The sequence below is a fragment of the Streptomyces sp. NBC_01268 genome (assembly GCF_036240795.1).
Classification (GTDB): domain Bacteria; phylum Actinomycetota; class Actinomycetes; order Streptomycetales; family Streptomycetaceae; genus Streptomyces.
Genome location: NZ_CP108454.1, coordinates 2,568,642 through 2,584,162 on the forward strand (window position 1 = coordinate 2,568,642; position 15,521 = coordinate 2,584,162).

Below are 15,521 nucleotides of genomic sequence, written 5' to 3' on the forward strand. Positions count from 1 at the left end.
GGTCTCCCGGGCCCTGGTTCCGGCATGCCGAAACCCCTGGCGCGGACCCAGCCCCCGACGTTAGGTATGACGCTTTGTTCCGCTCGATCGCCACTCGTGCCAACTCCCGCAAGAAGTCCTTCGCCGTGACCGCAGCGGTGCTGCTCGGCGCCTCGGGTGCGGTGCTCGGCACGACGGGTACGGCTTCCGCCGCCACCCCCCAGGAGATCGCCCGGCAGATCGTGCCGCCGGCCCAGTTCGCGTCCTTCAGCAAGATCGTCGAGCACGAGTCCGGCTGGAACCACACCGCCACCAACTCCTCCAGCGGCGCCTACGGCCTGGTCCAGGCCCTCCCGGGTTCGAAGATGTCCTCGGCCGGTTCCGACTGGAAGACCAACCCCGCCACGCAGATCAAGTGGGGTCTGGACTACATGAACGAGCGCTACGGCTCCCCGAACGGCGCCTGGAACTTCTGGCAGTCGCACGGCTGGTACTAAGAGTCACCACGCCGCACCGCGCACACCCGCAAGGCCCCGCCCTCCGCACGGAGGGGCGGGGCCTGCGGCGTTTCCGGGGTGTGGTCACCCGGTCACAGCCGCTGGATGATCGTCCCGGTGGCCAGCGCGCCGCCCGCGCACATGGTGATCAGCGCGAACTCCTTGTCGGTGCGCTCCAGCTCGTGCAGGGCGGTGGCGATGAGCCGGGCCCCGGTGGCGCCGACGGGGTGCCCGAGGGCGATGGCGCCGCCGTTGACGTTGACCTTCTCCAGGTCCTGGTCGAAGACCTGTGCCCAGCTGAGCACGACGGAGGCGAAGGCCTCGTTGATCTCGACGAGGTCGATGTCCTTGAGGGACATCCCGGCCTTGCCGAGCACCGCGCGGGTCGCGTCGACGGGTCCGTCGAGGTGGTAGTGCGGGTCGGCGCCGACCAGGGCCTGGGCGACGATCCGGGCGCGTGGACGCAGCTTGAGGGCGCGGGCCATGCGCTTGGAGGCCCACATGATCGCGGAGGCGCCGTCGGAGATCTGGGAGGAGTTGCCGGCGGTGTGGATGGCCGTCGGCATGACGGGCTTGAGCCGGCCGAGCCCCTCCATGCTGGTGTCGCGCAGGCCCTCGTCACGGTCGACGAGCCGCCACATGCCGTGGCCCGCGGCCTGCTCCTCCTCGGTGGTGGGGACCTGGACGGCGAAGGTCTCGCGCTTGAACCTCTCCTCGGACCAGGCGACGGCGGCCCGTTCCTGGGAGAGCAGGCCGAGGGAGTCGACGCGTTCGCGGGTGAGGCCGCGGCGGCGGGCGATGCGTTCGGCGGCCTCGAACTGGTTGGGCAGGTCGACGTTCCACTCGTCCGGCCAGGGCTTGCCGGGGCCGTGCTTGGAGCCGGAACCGAGCGGGACGCGGGACATCGCCTCGACGCCGCAGCTGATGCCGATGTCGATGACGCCGGCCGCGACCATGTTGGCGACCATGTGGCTGGCCTGCTGCGAGGAGCCGCACTGACAGTCGACGGTGGTGGCGGCGGTCTCGTACGGGAGGCCCATGGTGAGCCAGGCGGTGCGGGCGGGGTTCATGGACTGCTCCCCGGCGTGGGTGACCGTGCCGCCGACGATCTGCTCGACGCAGTCGGCGTGGATGCCGGTGCGGCCGAGGAGCTCGCGGTAGGTCTCGCCGAGGAGATAGGCGGGGTGCAGATTGGCGAGCGCGCCTCCGCGCTTGCCGATGGGGGTGCGTACGGCTTCGACGATGACGGGTTCCGCGGCCATGAGCTCGTCCTCTCCTCGCCCGCCCGGGGTGTCCCGGCACTCCGGTGCGGACTCACATCCGGAACTGGTACGCGTTCTAGTTCTGAGTGCAGTCTTATGACTGCTACCGCGGGTACGCAAGGGTCCGGAACGCAACAGTTCCCGCGCCATGCCTTGCCTCTTGTAGAACTCGTTACTACCTTTCCCGGCAACTTCTGATGGGTCGTCAGACAATGGGCTGACAGGATCAGACAAGGACGTGTTGCCGATGCCGTGCCCTCACCTCTCCGAAGGGTTCGACGCCACCGACCCCGATCTGCTCCAGGACCGGATACCCCATCCGGAGTTCGCCCGACTGCGGCAGACCGCGCCCGTCTGGTGGTGCGCCCAGACCCCCGGCCTCACCGGCTTCGCCGACGACGGCTACTGGGCCGTGACCCGGCACGCCGACGTCAAGTACGTCTCCACCCACCCCGAGCTGTTCTCCTCCAACGAGAACACCGCCGTCATCCGCTTCAACGAGCACATCACCCGGGACCAGATCGAGGTCCAGAAGCTGATCATGCTCAACATGGACCCGCCCGAGCACAGCCGGGTCCGCCAGATCGTCCAGCGCGGCTTCACCCCGCGCGCCATCCGGAGCCTGGAGACCGCGCTGCGCGACCGGGCCCGCGCCATCGTCGAGGAGGCGAAGGCCTCGGCCGGCGAGGGCGGCACCTTCGACTTCGTCACCAAGGTCGCCGTCGAACTGCCGCTCCAGGCCATCGCCGAACTCATCGGCGTACCGCAGGAGGACCGGGCCAGGATCTTCGACTGGTCGAACAAGATGGTCGCGTACGACGACCCCGAGTACGCCATCACCGAGGAGATCGGGGCCGAGGCCGCGATGGAGCTCATCGGCTACTCGATGAACCTCGCCGCCGGCCGCAAGGAGTGCCCCGCCCAGGACATCGTGAGCCAGCTCGTCGCCGCCGAGGGGCAGGGCAACCTCTCCTCCGACGAGTTCGGCTTCTTCGTGCTGCTCCTCGCCGTCGCCGGCAACGAGACCACCCGCAACGCCATCAGCCACGGCATGCACGCCTTCCTCACCCACCCCGACCAGTGGGAGCGCTACAAGCGGGAGCGGCCCGCGACCGCCGCCGAGGAGATCGTGCGCTGGGCGACCCCCGTCGTCTCCTTCCAGCGGACCGCCACCCAGGACACCGAGCTCGGCGGGCAGCAGATCCGCAAGGGCGACCGGGTCGGCCTCTTCTACTCCTCCGCCAACAACGACCCCGAGGTCTTCGAGAACCCCGAGGCCTTCGACATCGGCCGCGACCCCAACCCGCACCTCGGCTTCGGCGGCGGCGGACCGCACTTCTGCCTCGGCAAGTCCCTCGCCATCAAGGAGATCGAGCTGATCTTCGAGGCGCTCGCCGACGAACTGCCCGACCTGACCCTCGCGGGCGACCCGCGCCGACTGCGGGCGGCGTGGCTGAACGGCATCAAGGAGCTCCAGGTCCGGGTGGCCTGAGGGCCCGGGGAGGCGGGGTCCCATCCCCACGCCGACGGCCCCGCCTCCCCCACGGAAGCCGCACGGCACGACACCGCACGGCACGATCCCGCACCGCACGACACCGCACGGCACGACCGCACGGCACGGCATCCACGGACGGGCACGGCGTGGCGCGGGCGACGGAACCGGATGCTCCGCCCCTACGTCCGAGCAGGCATGCGGGGGACACACCGGAACCGGTTCACCAGACTGCTCACCATGCTCGTCGCGCTGCTCGCCCTCCAGGCCGGCTCGCTCGTCGCACCGGCCTACGCCTGCGGCTGCGGCGCCATGATCCCGGGCAGCGGCGCCCGGATCGGCGTCGACCGCGAGACCTCGGCCGTGCACTGGGACGAGCGGACGGGCACCGAACGGATCGTCATGCGCTTCAGCGTGCACGGCGACGCCGAGAAGGCCGCCTGGGTCATGCCCGTGCCGCACCGCGCCGACGTCCGGCTGGGGGACCCGGCGCTCTTCGACGCCCTGTACCGGCTCACCGCACCCGTGAACCGGGACCGCGACCACTTCTGGCCGCGCTCCGGCGACTGGCCCTTCTCCTCCGGCGACACCGACGGCGTCGCCGGGGCGGCGCCGCCCACCGCCCAGGCCCCCGGCGTCGGCGTCGTCGGCCGCGAACGGCTCGGCCCCTTCGACGTGGCCCGGCTGACCGCCACCGACCCGGACGCGCTCGGCGACTGGCTGCACCGCAACGGCTTCGAGCTCTCCGACCGGCTCGCCGGCGAACTGCGCCCGTACGTCGAGCGGAAGTGGGAGTACGTCGCCGTCCGCCTCGCCCCCGAACAGCCCGGCGAACCCCTGCACGGCTCCCTCGACCCGCTGCGGATCACCTTCGCCAACGACACGCCCGTCTACCCGATGCGCCTCTCCCGGCTGGCGAAGACCCCACAGGCGCTCGACCTGTACGTGCTCTCCGGCCACCGCATGGAGCCGCAGGGCCGCATCGGCGGCGACCGGCCCGACGTCACCTTCGCCGGGACGCTCGACGCGCCCGACGGCGCCGTCGCCGAACTCACCGGCCGCGCCCCGGTCTTCCTCACCGCCGTCGGGCAGTACTTCCCGGTCCCCGCCCGGATCGACGGCGACCACACACTCGTCCGCGCCGAAGCGGACACCCCGTACCAGAGGGTGTACTACACCGACCGGCTGCTGACCGCCGGCGGCGTCCCGGTCTGGCTGCTCACCGTGACCGGCACGGTCCTGCTGGTCGTGGCCGGAGTCCTCGTGGCGGTGCGGGTGCGGCGCACGAGGGCCGGTGTACGTTCGGCCGCATGAGCAACGACCAGGATCGATGGACCGCCGTGGACCGCTACTTCACCGGGCTCCTCGCACCCGACGACGAGGTGCTCGACGCCGCGCTCGACGCGTCCACGGCCGCCGGGCTGCCGGAGATCGCCGTCGCCCCCAACCAGGGCAAACTGCTGAACCTCCTCGTCCGCGCGCAGGGCGCGAAGAAGGTCCTGGAGATCGGCACCCTCGGCGGCTACAGCACCATCTGGCTGGCCCGCGCGCTGCCCGCGGACGGCAGGCTGATCAGCCTGGAGTACTCCCCCGTCCACGCGGACGTGGCCCGCGCCAACATCGCCCGCGCGGGCCTCGACAAGACCGTCGAGGTGCGCACGGGCGCCGCCCTGGACACGCTCCCCGCCCTCGCGGAGGAGGGCGCGGGCCCCTTCGACTTCGTCTTCGTCGACGCCGACAAGGCCAACAACCCGCACTACGTCTCCTGGGCCCTGAGGCTGTCCCGGCCCGGCACGCTGATCGTCGTCGACAACGTGGCGCGCGGCGGGAAGGTCGCCACCGCCCACCCCGACGACCCGGCGATCACCGGCATCCGCGCCATGTTCGACCTGATCTCCCGCGAGCCGCGGCTCGACGCGACCGCCCTCCAGACGGTGGGCACGAAGGGGCACGACGGACTGCTGGTCGCCCGCGTGATCGACTAGCGCCGCCCGCTGCCTCGCGGAGGGGTCGCCTGCCCCTCGCCGGGGATCCCAAACTGGATATATCGCGACCAACGCCAGCAATAACCAGTCATATTCACACAGCCCTATGCCACCGTGTGACTACGCTGTGTAGGTTCTGCGTCGGTTCGGGTGATGCCGCACGTCACCCGACGCACGGAGCTCTTTTCACCGGAGAGCGGGCCCGCCCTGCCGGGCGGCCCGCCGGCACTGGAGAGGAAGCCTCATGGCGGACATCGATCTCGGACTGGCGACGGACTGGAGCGAGGGCGACACCCACGGTCGCGTCAAGCTGCGGCAGAACCAGGTCTACCCGACCTCGCCCAAGAAGGACGTGCTCATCAGCTCGCCGGTGAGCATCGAGCTGTCGGTGAACACCAACCTCTCCTCCTCGCAGGAGGCGGACAAGATCTACTTCACGACCCACCACGGCTCGACGAAGAAGATCATCGCGGTGCTCGACTCCGACGGCAACCTGCACATCGCCGGCCGTCTGATCACCGACCAGAAGGACCTCACGTACTAGAAGCGGCTCCCCGGCCGCCCGACCGCGACAGCGCCGGGCGGCCGACCGCTGTCCGGACCGCGTCCGCCCCGGTCATATCCTGCCCTTCATGAGCATCGTGAAGATCAACGCACTGACCGTGCCGGCCGAGCAGCGCGAGGTCCTGGAGCAGCGCTTCGCGTCCCGCGCCGGAGCCGTCGAGGGCTCGGACGGCTTCGAGTGGTTCGAGCTGCTGCGCCCGCTGGAGGGGACGGACCAGTACCTGGTCTACACCCGCTGGCGCAGCGAGGAGGACTTCCAGAACTGGATGAACGGCTCCATGAAGGCCGCCCACCAGGGCACCGCGGGCGGCGAGGGCGGGGCAGAGCGCCCGAAGCCCGCGGCGACCGGCTCCACCCTCTGGTCCTTCGAGGTCGTGCAGCAGACGGCCCCCAAGGCCTGAGCCGCCGAAACCCGGCTGCGCCCCGGGACGTGCGCGCCGCACAATGGCGCGCATGACCTGGATCTTCACCCCCGAGCACGTCGGCACCCCGGACGCCACCGCCCTGCGCCGCGCCTACTACGGCGACGTGGCGGGGCGGTACTGGAAGCGCCCGGCGACCGAGGCGGAGATCGACGAGGGACTGACCGCCGACGGGGTCGAGCTGCTCACCCCGCCGACCGGCCAGTTCCTGGTCGGGCGCCACGACGGCGAGTCGGCCGCGTGCGGCGGTGTGCTCCTGCTGGACGCCGAACGGGCCGAGCTGACCCGGGTGTTCCTGCGGCACGGCTTCCGTGGCAAGGGCGGCGCGGGCACCCTGATGCAGGGCCTGGAGGACGCGGCGCGCGGCCTCGGTGCACGCCGGATGGTCCTCAACACCCGGCTCGACCTGGTCGAGGCGCGGGCGCTGTACACACGGCACGGGTACGCGGAGATCCCCGCGTACTGCTCGGGGCCGTACATGGACATCTGGTACGGCAAGGAGCTCTGACCCCTCGGGCGCCCCGGGGCGCGGCGCCCCGCCTCAGGGGGCGTGGTGGTCGCCCGGCGGCTCCGGCGAGCGGGGTCGTTCCCCGTCCGAGCCGCCGAGTTCGGCGGTCAGCTCCTCGACGAGCTGCACCAGGTCGGTCGGACGGTCCGGCCCCCACCAGTCGCCGAGCAGATCGGATAGCGAGTCCTCGCGCGCCTTGGCGAGCCGTACGGCCGTGTGGGCCCCGTCCTCGGTGAGCACGAGCTGGATCCCCTCCCTGGCCACCAGCCGCCGCTCCTCCAGCTGCCGGGCCGCCTCGGTGATCACCCGCAGCGGTACGGGGGTGGTGTCGGCGAGCAGGGAGGGCTCCACTGCACCGTGCCGGCGCACCCGCAGCAGCAGCCAGCCGGCGGCCGGCAGCAGGTCGAGCCCGGCGCGCGCGATGATCTTCTCGTACACCTGCTTGCGCCCCTCGCGGGAGCCGAGCAGCGACAACGCGCGGGCGCACTCCTCGTACGAGGAGCGCTCGACGGGGTTGGAGGCGAGGGTCTGACTGGTGTCGGGCGCGGTGACCGAGGCGCGCAGCGGGTCCTCCTTCAGGAAGCAGGCGACGACGAAGCCGATCAGGACGACCGGCGCCGCGTACAGGAACACGTCGGTGATGGACGTGGCGTACGCGTGCAGCACCGAGGGGCGCAGCTCGGGCGGGAGGGCGGCGATGGCCCGGGGGTCGGCGGCGATCTGCGAGGCACCGGCGCCGGGGGGCAGCTGCTGCCCGGCGAGGGCGGCCGCCAGCTTGTCGGTGAGGCGGTTGGTGAAGACGGTGCCGAAGATGGCGACGCCGAAGGAGGCGCCGATGGAGCGGAAGAAGGTGGCTCCGGAGGTGGCGACGCCGAGGTCCTGGTAGGAGACGGCGTTCTGCACGACGAGCACCAGGACCTGCATGACCAGGCCGAGCCCGGCGCCGAAGACGAAGAAGTAGACGCTCATCTCCCAGGTGGAGCTGGTCTCCGTCAGCCGGTGGAGGAGGAGCAGGCCGAGGGCGGTGACGGCGGTGCCGGCGAGCGGGAAGACCTTCCAGCGGCCGGTACGGGACACGATCTGGCCGGAGGCGGTCGAGGTGAGCAGCATGCCGACGACCATGGGCAGCATGTGGACGCCGGACATGGTGGGGCTGACGCCCTGCACGATCTGGAGGAAGGTCGGCAGGTAGGTCATCGCGCCGAACATCGCGAAGCCGACGATGAAGCTGATGACGGAGACCAGGCTGAAGGTCCTGATCCGGAACAGCTTGAGCGGCAGCACGGGTTCGGCGGCCCGCTGCTCCACGTACACGAACCACACGAGCAGGACGACGCCGAGGACGGCGAGCCCGATGATCTGCGGCGAGCCCCAGGCCCAGGTGGTCCCGCCGAGGGAGGCCACCAGCACCAGGCAGGTGGCGACCGAGGCGATGAGGAAGGTGCCGAGGTAGTCGATGGTGTGGCGGGTGCCGCCGACCGGGATGTGCAGCACGGCGGCGATGACGAAGAGGGCGACGATGCCGATGGGCAGGTTGATGTAGAACACCCAGCGCCAGGAGAGGTGTTCGGTGAACAGCCCGCCCAACAGCGGCCCGAGCACGCTGGTGGCACCGAAGACCGCACCGAACAGGCCCTGGTAGCGGCCGCGTTCGCGGGGCGACACGAGGTCGCCGACGATCGCCATCGACAGCACCATGAGCCCGCCGCCGCCGAGGCCCTGGAGCGCGCGGAAGGCGATGAGCTGGGGCATGTTCTGTGCGATGCCGCAGAGCGCCGAGCCGATCAGGAAGAGGACGATGGCGCTCTGGAAGAGCTTCTTGCGCCCGTACTGGTCGCCCAGCTTGCCCCACAGGGGCGTGGCGGCGGTCGACGCCAGCATGTAGGCGGTCACGACCCAGGAGAGGTGCTCCATGCCGCCGAGTTCGCTGACGATGGTCGGCAACGCGGTGGAGACGATGGTCTGGTCGAGTGCGGCGAGCAGCATGCCGAGCAGCAGTGCGCCGATCGCGATGATGACGGTGCGGTGGCTCCGGCCCTCCCCGGGCACAGGGTCGCCGCCGGCGCGCGGCGCGCGCACTTCCTGGGCCATGGGCGTCTCCTCCGGCCGGGCCGCTGGGGTTCGTCCCCCCCTCCGTACGCCTCCATCCTGGTTGCTTTGCCCGGGTATGGCCTGCGGAAGACCGGCGAAAGGGCACAGCTGTTCACCCTGCCGGGGCGGGCTGGCTGCATAATCGCTCGCAGTTGAACCGGGGAGGGAACCAACGATGTCCGGACACGCCTGTCCTGAATGCGGTGTACACAGACCTGGCTGCGCCTGCGCCCGGGCGGAGGCGCAGGCCGCGGAGGTGGCGGCGGCGGAGGACTTCGATCCGTTGCGCATCCGCCCGTACGTGACGCTGGAGTCGCCGGAGGAGGCGACGACGATGCCGCCGCCCGTACCGCCGGGGCCGCCCGGCGGGCCGGGGCCGCTCGCGGGGCCGCTGCCCGCGGAGGTCCCCGCCCCACACCTGACCGGAGACCCGTCCGAGACGATGCCGCTGCTCCTCCCGGGGGCGGCCGGACGGGGGTACGGCGAGGGGCGCGGGACCGCGTACGGGGCAGGGCAGGGATACGGGGCGGGGCAGGCGTACGAGGCGGGGCAGGCGTACGGGGCGGGGCAGGCCGACACCGCCGCGTACGGGGCCGCCGGGGCCGGCGCCGCCGCGTACGGGACCGACGGGGTCCCGGAGGTCTCGCACACGCTCGCGTACGCCCCCGAGGGGCGCCGGCGTTCCGGGCGGGGCCGGGCCGTGGTCATCGCGGGCGTGGTCGCCGCCGCGGTCGTGGGCACGGCGGTCATGGCGACCGCGATGATCGGCGGGAACGACAACACCGACGACCGGGCCGCCGTCCCCGAGGTCACCACCAGCGCGTCCGACAACGTCGCCGTCTCCGAGGAGCCGAGCACCGCGCCGACCCCGACGGAGACCGCCTCCCCCTCCGCCCGGACCACCTCGGCGACCTCCACCGCGTCCGCTTCCACCTCCCCCGCGACGACCCGGGCCTCGGCGTCCGCCACCGGGACGGCTCCGCCCGCGCGCCCCACGAAGACCACCACCGCGCCGTCGAGCGCGCCCGCGGTGGCCCCGAGCGCCACGGAGGACCCGGAGGCGGCGACCCTGAGCCTGGGCTCCACCGGGGACGAGGTGGCGGAGCTCCAGCGGCGCCTGAAGGAGCTGTGGCTGTACAACGGGCCCGAGGACGGCAAGTTCACCAGGAAGGTGGAGCACGCGGTCGAGGTCTTCCAGTCGTACAAGTACATCGACGACGACCCGGAGGGCGTCTACGGGCCGAGCACGCGCCGGGCCCTGGAGGCCGAGACGACGGGCTGAGGGGCGGCCGGAGTCCCGTGATGCGGACGGATTGGCGCGGATGCCGCCCCGTTTTGTATCGTGGAGAAACAAAGTGGCCCCGCCCGCACTCCCTGACCGGCGGGCGGGACCGCTCTGTACCCCTCTGCCTCATCTCGTCTCCGACCACCCCTCCTGGAGATCCCTGATGACTGCCACCACCCCGGCGTCGTTCACCGCACGTGCCCTCCTGCTCGACATGGACGGCACGCTCGTCAATTCCGACGCCGTCGTGGAGCGCTGCTGGCGGCGCTGGGCGGAGCGCCACGGCCTCGACCCGGTGGAGGCCCTGAAGGTGGTGCACGGCCGTCAGGGGTACGCCACGATGGCGGTCCTGCTGCCGGACCGGCCGATGGAGGAGAACCTCGCCGACAACCGCGTCATGCTCGCCGAGGAGACCGCCGACCTCGACGGCGTCGTGCCGGTGCCGGGCGCGCCCGCGTTCATGGCCGCCCTCGCGACGCTGCCGCACGCCCTGGTGACCTCCGCCGACGAGGCGCTGGCCCGGGCGCGGATGGGCGCGGCGGAGCTGCCGATGCCGGCGACCCGGGTGACCGCCGAGGGCGTGAGCGCCAGCAAGCCGGACCCGGAGGGCTTCCTGAAGGGCGCGGCGGAGCTGGGCTTCGCCCCCGAGGACTGCGTCGTGTTCGAGGACTCCGAGGCGGGCATCCAGGCCGGCCGCGCGGCCGGCATGCGCGTGGTGGGCGTCGGCCCCCGCGCCGCCGCCTTCGCCCCGGACGCGCACGTCCAGGACCTGACCCGGCTGCGCGTCGAGCCGGGCGCCGAGGGCACGATCACGCTGACGTTCGCGTAGGACGCCCCAGGGCGCGTCCGGCCCTTCACACCGGGTCCGGACCGCCCGGCCCGCACGCCCGGCCCTAGGCCCGGACCAGCCGCCCCCGCGCCACCAGCTCCAGCGTCACCGCGACCGCCACCGCCTGGACCAGGAGCAGGGCGACCAGGACGAAGAGCTGCACGGCGCCCGCGTGCAGCGGTGACGCGCCGCCCAGGAGCATGCCGACGAAGGCGCCCGGAAGGGTGACGAGCCCGACCGTGCGGGTCTGGTCCATGCCGGGCAGCAGCGCGTCGGACGCCGCCTCGCGGGCCACCTCCAGGCGGGCCTCCCGTTCCGGGAGGCCGATCGCGAGACCCGCCTCGACCTCCCCCCACCTCCCCCGGATCTCGTCGAGGGCGCGGCGCCCGCCGAGGACGGTGGCCGTGAGCGCGCCGCCGATGAGGATCCCGGTCACCGGGACGAGCGTGATGCCGCGCGGCGGTACGAGACCGGTGAGGACGAGCGCCGCGACGACCGGGAGCACGCCCGCCGCGATCGGGACGGCGGCCCACCGCCACGCCCGGCCGGGCGCCGGGACGATCCGCCGGCCCGCGGTCCGCACCGCCACCGCGTACATCAGCAACAGGAAGCAGACCAGCAGCGGCACCGAGCGGACGACCCACCCGATCACCAGGGAGACGGCCACGAGCTGCGCGGCCGCGCGGACTCCGGCGACGAGCGTGTCGCGGGCGCGGCCGAGCCGGGCCAGTGCGACGACCCCGGCGGCGAGGGCGAGCAGAACGGCGAGAACCGCCCCGAATGTCACGTTCACGTCCACGAGCACGCGCCAACCCTAGGACCCCGTGCGGGAACTGTCGGCACGTCACACCCCTTGATGTGACGTGCTCATGTCGCCACTCTGTTACCTGGCGCACCCCCCACGGAAACCCGGCGCCGTCACGATGGCCGGGCCGTCCGGCGCCCCTCCGCACCCGCACGGGGGCCGGCCATGGCCAAGGTCCCCCCACATCAAGGGAGTTCGCATGTCCGTCGCCAGCGTCTACGCGCGTCGAATAGGTGTCGCCGCCGCCTCCGCCGCCCTCGCCGCCACCGGCCTGCTCGCCACCGCCCCGGCCGCCCAGGCCGCCCCGCCCACCCCGGTCAGCGCCGCCACGGCCCGTACCTACCTCGCCGCGCTCACGGTCAAGGCGGAAGGTTCCTCCACCGGCTACAGCCGCGACCTCTTCCCGCACTGGATCACCCAGTCGGGCACCTGCAACACCCGCGAGACGGTCCTCAAGCGGGACGGCGTGAACGTCGTGACCGACTCCAGCTGCGCGTCGGTCAGCGGGAGCTGGTACTCGGAGTACGACGGCGCCACCTGGACCACCGCCTCCGACCTCGACATCGACCACGTCGTCCCGCTCGCGGAGGCCTGGCGCTCGGGCGCCAACTCCTGGACGACCGGTCAGCGCCAGTCCTTCGCCAACGACCTGACCCGCCCCCAGCTGATCGCGGTGACCGACAACGTCAACCAGGCCAAGGGCGACAAGGACCCGGCCCTGTGGATGCCCTCGCGCACCGCGTACCGCTGCACGTACGCCCGCATGTGGGTGCACGTGAAGTACTACTGGAACCTCAGCGTCGACACGGCGGAGAAGAGCGCGCTCCAGTCGACCCTCAACGGCTGCTGACCCCCGCACCCGCGACTCGGCCGTCTCACAGCGTGGAATGTTGAACTTGCAAGTAATAGTGAGGGATGCCTAACCTGAGGGCCCGGCGAACCGAAGGAGCCCTCCCCCCACATGAACACCCTTGCCACCCGCCTGAATCAGGCACAGCCCTACGCCCTCGGCCTGTTCCGGATCGTCATCGGTCTGCTCTTCGCCTGCCACGGCGCCGCCTCGCTCTTCGGAGTGCTCGGCGGCGCCAACGGCGGCGGCACGGTGGAGACCGGCGCCTGGCCCGGCTGGTACGCGGCCGTCATCCAACTCGTCGCCGGCGCCCTGGTCCTGCTGGGCGTGGGGACGCGCGGTGCCGCGTTCATAGCCTCCGGCTCGATGGCGTACGCGTACTTCGACGTCCACCAGCCCGAGGGCCTGTTCCCGCTGCAGAACGGCGGCGACGGCGCGGCCCTGTTCTGCTGGGCCTTCCTGCTGCTCGTCTTCACCGGACCGGGCGCCCTGGCGCTCGACCGCCTCTTCGGCGCGCGCGGCCCGGCGGCCGCGCAGCCGTCGCCGTCGGACGAGAAGCGCCCGACGGTCGCCGCCTAGGCGCCGCTTTCCGGCCCCGGTCGGTTCGACCGGGGCCGCCCCCACGTAGGCTCTGGCGCTGTGAACGTGCTCGACGGCACGGGGTGGTCACTGCAGGCGCTGACCTCGGGCCCGTGGATCTACGCGGCGGTGACGACGTCGATCCTGCTCGACGTCCTGCTGCCCGTGCTCCCGAGCGGCATCCTGGTGGTCACGGCCGCCACGGCGTCCTCCGCCGCCGCCGTGTCCGCCACCCCGGGCACGTACGCCCCGGCCCTGCTCCCCCTCCTGCTCTGCGCGGCCACCGCCTCGATGCTCGGCGACCTCCTCGCGTACCGCCTGGCCAGGAGCGGCGGCACCCGGCTGGCCCGCGCCGTCGCCCGCTCACGCCGCCTGGCCGCGGCGCAGGAACGTCTCGGCGAGACGCTCGCGCGCGGCGGCGGCCTGCTCGTCGTCCTGGCGCGCTTCGCCCCCGCCGGGCGCTCGGTGGTCTCCCTCGGCGCCGGCGCGACGGGCCGCCGCCTGCGGGACTTCCTGCCCTGGTCGGCCCTGGCGGCCGCGGCCTGGGCCACGTACAGCGTCGGGCTCGGCTGGCTGAGCGGCCGCTGGCTGGGCGCGACCTGGCTCGGCGCCTGCGTCCCGGTCCTCGCCCTGTTCCTGGCGGGCGGGGTGGCCGCCTACGTCATACGGCGTCCGGCTGCGGCTCCCGCGACCGCGGGCTGACGGACCCGTCGGCCTGACCGGCCGGATGGGCCGGATGCGGGTGGCTGCCCCGTATCTCCAGGCCCGCGAGGAGACGCGCGGTCGCCTCCGCGATCTCGTCCACGGCCCGGTCGAACACCTCGCGGTTGTGCGCGGCGGGCGCCCGGAAGCCGGAGACCTTGCGGACGTACTGCAAGGCGGCGGCGCGGAAGTCGTCCTCGGTGGCCTCTACGGGGAGGGCCGGCGGTCGGAGGGTCTTGATGCTGCGGCACATGCCTCCAGTGTGACGCGCCCCACTGACAACGTCAGCCGCCGAGGCTCCGTCTGCTCCGCGCGTTGATCTCGGCGGCCCGGGCACGCAGCTCCCGCAGGGGCGTGGCGAGCTGCACGTCGGCGGGCTCGGCCTCCCACGCGCAGTCGCCGTTGACAGGCCGGATGAGGAAGCGGCCGGAGACGCTGTCGACGTAGAAGCCGACCCGCCCGGTGGCGGTATCACGGACGAGGTCACCGACCTCGGGCACGGGCTGCACGCATTCCCTCCGTCCCCGTACGCAGAGTTCTGACAGCGATCTGGCAGAGATCAGATAGATACACCCAGAGAAGCCCTGAGACCCCCCTGTGTCAACGCATCTCTAGAGATGTCCCCCGAAGGATGGATCGGCGGCGCGGGACGGCGCACAGGTGTACACCACCCCGCAGAACCGGGCCGTAGGGTGTCCCGCAGACGGAAGGGAGTGGTCCACCCATGACTGACCAGGACGGCGGTCGTCGGCCCAAGTACCAGCGCATCGCCGACGAGTTGAGAACCGCGATCCAGTCGGGTGACTTCGCGCCGGGCGACCGCCTCCCCGGCGAGAACGATCTGATGTCCACCTACGACGTGGCCCGGATGACCGCCCGCCAGGCCCTGTCCGTCCTGCGCAACGAGGGCCTGGCGGAGGCCCGCAAGGGTGCCGGGGTCTTCGTCCGCACGTTCCGCCCGCTGCGCCGCCGGGGCATCCCCCGGCTGGCCCACGCGCACTGGGGCGCCGGGCGCTCGGTCTGGTCGGCGGACATCGAGGACCGGTCCCTGCTCGTGGACGAGATCGAGGTCCGGGCCGCCGCTCCGGCGGGGGCTCGGGTGGCCAAGGTGCTCGGCCTGGCCTCGCCCGACGCGGCGGTCTGCGTGCGCAGCCGGCGCTTCGTGCTGGACGACAAGCCGGTGCTGTTCTCCGTCTCGTACCTCCCGGCGGCCCTCGCGGAGGGCACGGCGATCACGGAGCCGGACACCGGCCCCGGCGGCACCTACGCCCGCCTGACCGAACTCGGCCACCGGCCGGTGCACTTCCGCGAGGAGATCCGCTGCCGGATGCCGACGGCCGAGGAATCGGCGCGGCTGGCGCTGGAGTTCGGCACGCCGGTGATCCTGATCAGCCGGACGGCCCTCACGGAGGCGGGCGTTCCGGTCGAGCTCAACGAGATGACGCTGGACTCGGCGTCATACGTCCTGGAGTACGACTTCGACGCGTGACGCCGAGCCCGGACCCCTCACCGTCCCCCCCCTGCCGAGGAACAGGGCACTGTCGCGGGCGATTTCGGAGGGGGACGAGCCACCCCAGGAGCGGGTTCCGGCCGCCTCACCGTCATTTCCCGAACTTGGTGGGGAACTTGTGAAGAGCGTGCGTATTCTGTGTCCGCGCCGGGCGCCCGTCG

Annotated in this window: 18 protein-coding genes; 13 read left to right on the plus strand and 5 right to left on the minus strand. The window is 72.4% G+C overall.

The window, feature by feature from the left end; genetic code table 11:
* Window positions 1-74 precede the first annotated feature (74 nt).
* Window positions 75-476, plus strand: coding sequence for a transglycosylase SLT domain-containing protein (locus OG309_RS11310; RefSeq protein WP_329420226.1), 402 nt, complete (start codon window positions 75-77; stop codon window positions 474-476).
* Window positions 477-568: 92 nt separating this feature from the next.
* On the opposite strand, the gene OG309_RS11315 is transcribed toward OG309_RS11310, so the two are convergent.
* Entirely contained in the window at window positions 569-1,738 is a 1,170-nt protein-coding gene (locus tag OG309_RS11315) for a steroid 3-ketoacyl-CoA thiolase (protein WP_329420227.1), read from the minus strand.
* Between the two features lie 247 nt (window positions 1,739-1,985).
* Between OG309_RS11315 and OG309_RS11320 the strand changes: the two genes are divergently transcribed.
* The 6 genes from OG309_RS11320 (at window position 1,986) to OG309_RS11345 (ending at window position 6,709) form a co-directional block, all read left to right on the plus strand.
* A complete protein-coding gene (locus OG309_RS11320) occupies window positions 1,986-3,230 on the plus strand; it encodes a cytochrome P450 (RefSeq protein ID WP_329420229.1) in 1,245 nt (414 codons plus the stop codon).
* A 240-nt stretch (window positions 3,231-3,470) separates the two neighbouring features.
* On the plus strand, window positions 3,471-4,544 hold the full coding sequence (locus OG309_RS11325) for a DUF2330 domain-containing protein (RefSeq protein ID WP_329420231.1): 1,074 nt from the start codon (window positions 3,471-3,473) through the stop codon (window positions 4,542-4,544).
* Window positions 4,541-5,215 (plus strand): O-methyltransferase, encoded by a 675-nt coding sequence (locus OG309_RS11330; protein ID WP_329420233.1) that lies wholly within the window; start codon window positions 4,541-4,543, stop codon window positions 5,213-5,215. Before OG309_RS11325 ends, OG309_RS11330 begins: the two co-directional genes overlap by 4 nt.
* A gap of 244 nt (window positions 5,216-5,459) precedes the next feature.
* On the plus strand, window positions 5,460-5,759 hold the full coding sequence (locus OG309_RS11335) for a DUF6342 family protein (protein ID WP_329420235.1): 300 nt from the start codon (window positions 5,460-5,462) through the stop codon (window positions 5,757-5,759).
* An 88-nt stretch (window positions 5,760-5,847) separates the two neighbouring features.
* On the plus strand, window positions 5,848-6,180 hold the full coding sequence (locus OG309_RS11340; RefSeq protein ID WP_329420237.1) for an antibiotic biosynthesis monooxygenase family protein: 333 nt from the start codon (window positions 5,848-5,850) through the stop codon (window positions 6,178-6,180).
* Between the two features lie 52 nt (window positions 6,181-6,232).
* Complete coding sequence (locus tag OG309_RS11345) at window positions 6,233-6,709, plus strand: GNAT family N-acetyltransferase (RefSeq protein WP_402544015.1); 477 nt, start codon at window positions 6,233-6,235, stop codon at window positions 6,707-6,709.
* 33 nt (window positions 6,710-6,742) lie between these two features.
* Here OG309_RS11345 and OG309_RS11350 read toward each other — a convergent pair whose 3' ends face one another.
* A complete protein-coding gene (locus OG309_RS11350) occupies window positions 6,743-8,800 on the minus strand; it encodes an MDR family MFS transporter (protein WP_329420242.1) in 2,058 nt (685 codons plus the stop codon).
* A 283-nt stretch (window positions 8,801-9,083) separates the two neighbouring features.
* On the opposite strand from OG309_RS11350, the gene OG309_RS11355 reads away from it, so the two are divergent.
* Together OG309_RS11355 and OG309_RS11360 are read left to right on the plus strand one after the other, a co-directional pair.
* Window positions 9,084-10,082, plus strand: coding sequence for a peptidoglycan-binding domain-containing protein (locus tag OG309_RS11355; protein WP_329420244.1), 999 nt, complete (start codon window positions 9,084-9,086; stop codon window positions 10,080-10,082).
* Between the two features lie 166 nt (window positions 10,083-10,248).
* The gene (locus OG309_RS11360; protein ID WP_329420246.1) at window positions 10,249-10,914 is read left to right on the plus strand and encodes an HAD-IA family hydrolase; all 666 of its coding nucleotides are present in this window, start codon (window positions 10,249-10,251) and stop codon (window positions 10,912-10,914) included.
* Window positions 10,915-10,978: 64 nt separating this feature from the next.
* On the opposite strand, the gene OG309_RS11365 is transcribed toward OG309_RS11360, so the two are convergent.
* Window positions 10,979-11,719, minus strand: coding sequence for an ABC transporter permease (locus OG309_RS11365; RefSeq protein WP_329420248.1), 741 nt, complete (start codon window positions 11,717-11,719; stop codon window positions 10,979-10,981).
* A gap of 199 nt (window positions 11,720-11,918) precedes the next feature.
* Between OG309_RS11365 and OG309_RS11370 the strand changes: the two genes are divergently transcribed.
* From OG309_RS11370 to OG309_RS11380, 3 genes are all read left to right on the plus strand, one after another.
* Window positions 11,919-12,569, plus strand: a complete 651-nt coding sequence (locus tag OG309_RS11370; protein ID WP_329420250.1) for an HNH endonuclease family protein — start codon at window positions 11,919-11,921, stop codon at window positions 12,567-12,569.
* 111 nt (window positions 12,570-12,680) lie between these two features.
* Window positions 12,681-13,148, plus strand: coding sequence for a DoxX family protein (locus OG309_RS11375; RefSeq protein WP_329420252.1), 468 nt, complete (start codon window positions 12,681-12,683; stop codon window positions 13,146-13,148).
* A gap of 60 nt (window positions 13,149-13,208) precedes the next feature.
* Complete coding sequence (locus OG309_RS11380; RefSeq protein WP_329420254.1) at window positions 13,209-13,850, plus strand: DedA family protein; 642 nt, start codon at window positions 13,209-13,211, stop codon at window positions 13,848-13,850.
* Here OG309_RS11380 and OG309_RS11385 read toward each other — a convergent pair.
* Both OG309_RS11385 and OG309_RS11390 read right to left on the minus strand, forming a co-directional pair.
* Entirely contained in the window at window positions 13,810-14,103 is a 294-nt protein-coding gene (locus OG309_RS11385; protein WP_329420256.1) for a DUF2277 domain-containing protein, read from the minus strand. The two genes, OG309_RS11380 and OG309_RS11385, sit on opposite strands and share 41 nt — an antisense overlap.
* A 31-nt stretch (window positions 14,104-14,134) precedes the next feature.
* The gene (locus tag OG309_RS11390; RefSeq protein WP_329420258.1) at window positions 14,135-14,359 is read right to left on the minus strand and encodes a hypothetical protein; all 225 of its coding nucleotides are present in this window, start codon (window positions 14,357-14,359) and stop codon (window positions 14,135-14,137) included.
* Window positions 14,360-14,574: 215 nt separating this feature from the next.
* On the opposite strand from OG309_RS11390, the gene OG309_RS11395 reads away from it, so the two are divergent.
* Window positions 14,575-15,339, plus strand: coding sequence for a GntR family transcriptional regulator (locus OG309_RS11395; protein WP_329420260.1), 765 nt, complete (start codon window positions 14,575-14,577; stop codon window positions 15,337-15,339).
* Window positions 15,340-15,521 lie beyond the last annotated feature (182 nt).

Coding starts and splice junctions, on each gene's coding strand:
- OG309_RS11315 (WP_329420227.1), bottom strand. CDS start 1,738: ATGGCCGCGGAACCCGTCATCGTCGAAGCCGTACGCACCCCCATCGGC.
- OG309_RS11320 (WP_329420229.1), top strand. CDS start 1,986: ATGCCGTGCCCTCACCTCTCCGAAGGGTTCGACGCCACCGACCCCGAT.
- OG309_RS11325 (WP_329420231.1), top strand. CDS start 3,471: ATGCTCGTCGCGCTGCTCGCCCTCCAGGCCGGCTCGCTCGTCGCACCG.
- OG309_RS11330 (WP_329420233.1), top strand. CDS start 4,541: ATGAGCAACGACCAGGATCGATGGACCGCCGTGGACCGCTACTTCACC.
- OG309_RS11335 (WP_329420235.1), top strand. CDS start 5,460: ATGGCGGACATCGATCTCGGACTGGCGACGGACTGGAGCGAGGGCGAC.
- OG309_RS11340 (WP_329420237.1), top strand. CDS start 5,848: ATGAGCATCGTGAAGATCAACGCACTGACCGTGCCGGCCGAGCAGCGC.
- OG309_RS11345 (WP_402544015.1), top strand. CDS start 6,233: ATGACCTGGATCTTCACCCCCGAGCACGTCGGCACCCCGGACGCCACC.
- OG309_RS11350 (WP_329420242.1), bottom strand. CDS start 8,800: ATGGCCCAGGAAGTGCGCGCGCCGCGCGCCGGCGGCGACCCTGTGCCC.
- OG309_RS11360 (WP_329420246.1), top strand. CDS start 10,249: ATGACTGCCACCACCCCGGCGTCGTTCACCGCACGTGCCCTCCTGCTC.
- OG309_RS11370 (WP_329420250.1), top strand. CDS start 11,919: ATGTCCGTCGCCAGCGTCTACGCGCGTCGAATAGGTGTCGCCGCCGCC.
- OG309_RS11375 (WP_329420252.1), top strand. CDS start 12,681: ATGAACACCCTTGCCACCCGCCTGAATCAGGCACAGCCCTACGCCCTC.
- OG309_RS11385 (WP_329420256.1), bottom strand. CDS start 14,103: ATGTGCCGCAGCATCAAGACCCTCCGACCGCCGGCCCTCCCCGTAGAG.
- OG309_RS11395 (WP_329420260.1), top strand. CDS start 14,575: ATGACTGACCAGGACGGCGGTCGTCGGCCCAAGTACCAGCGCATCGCC.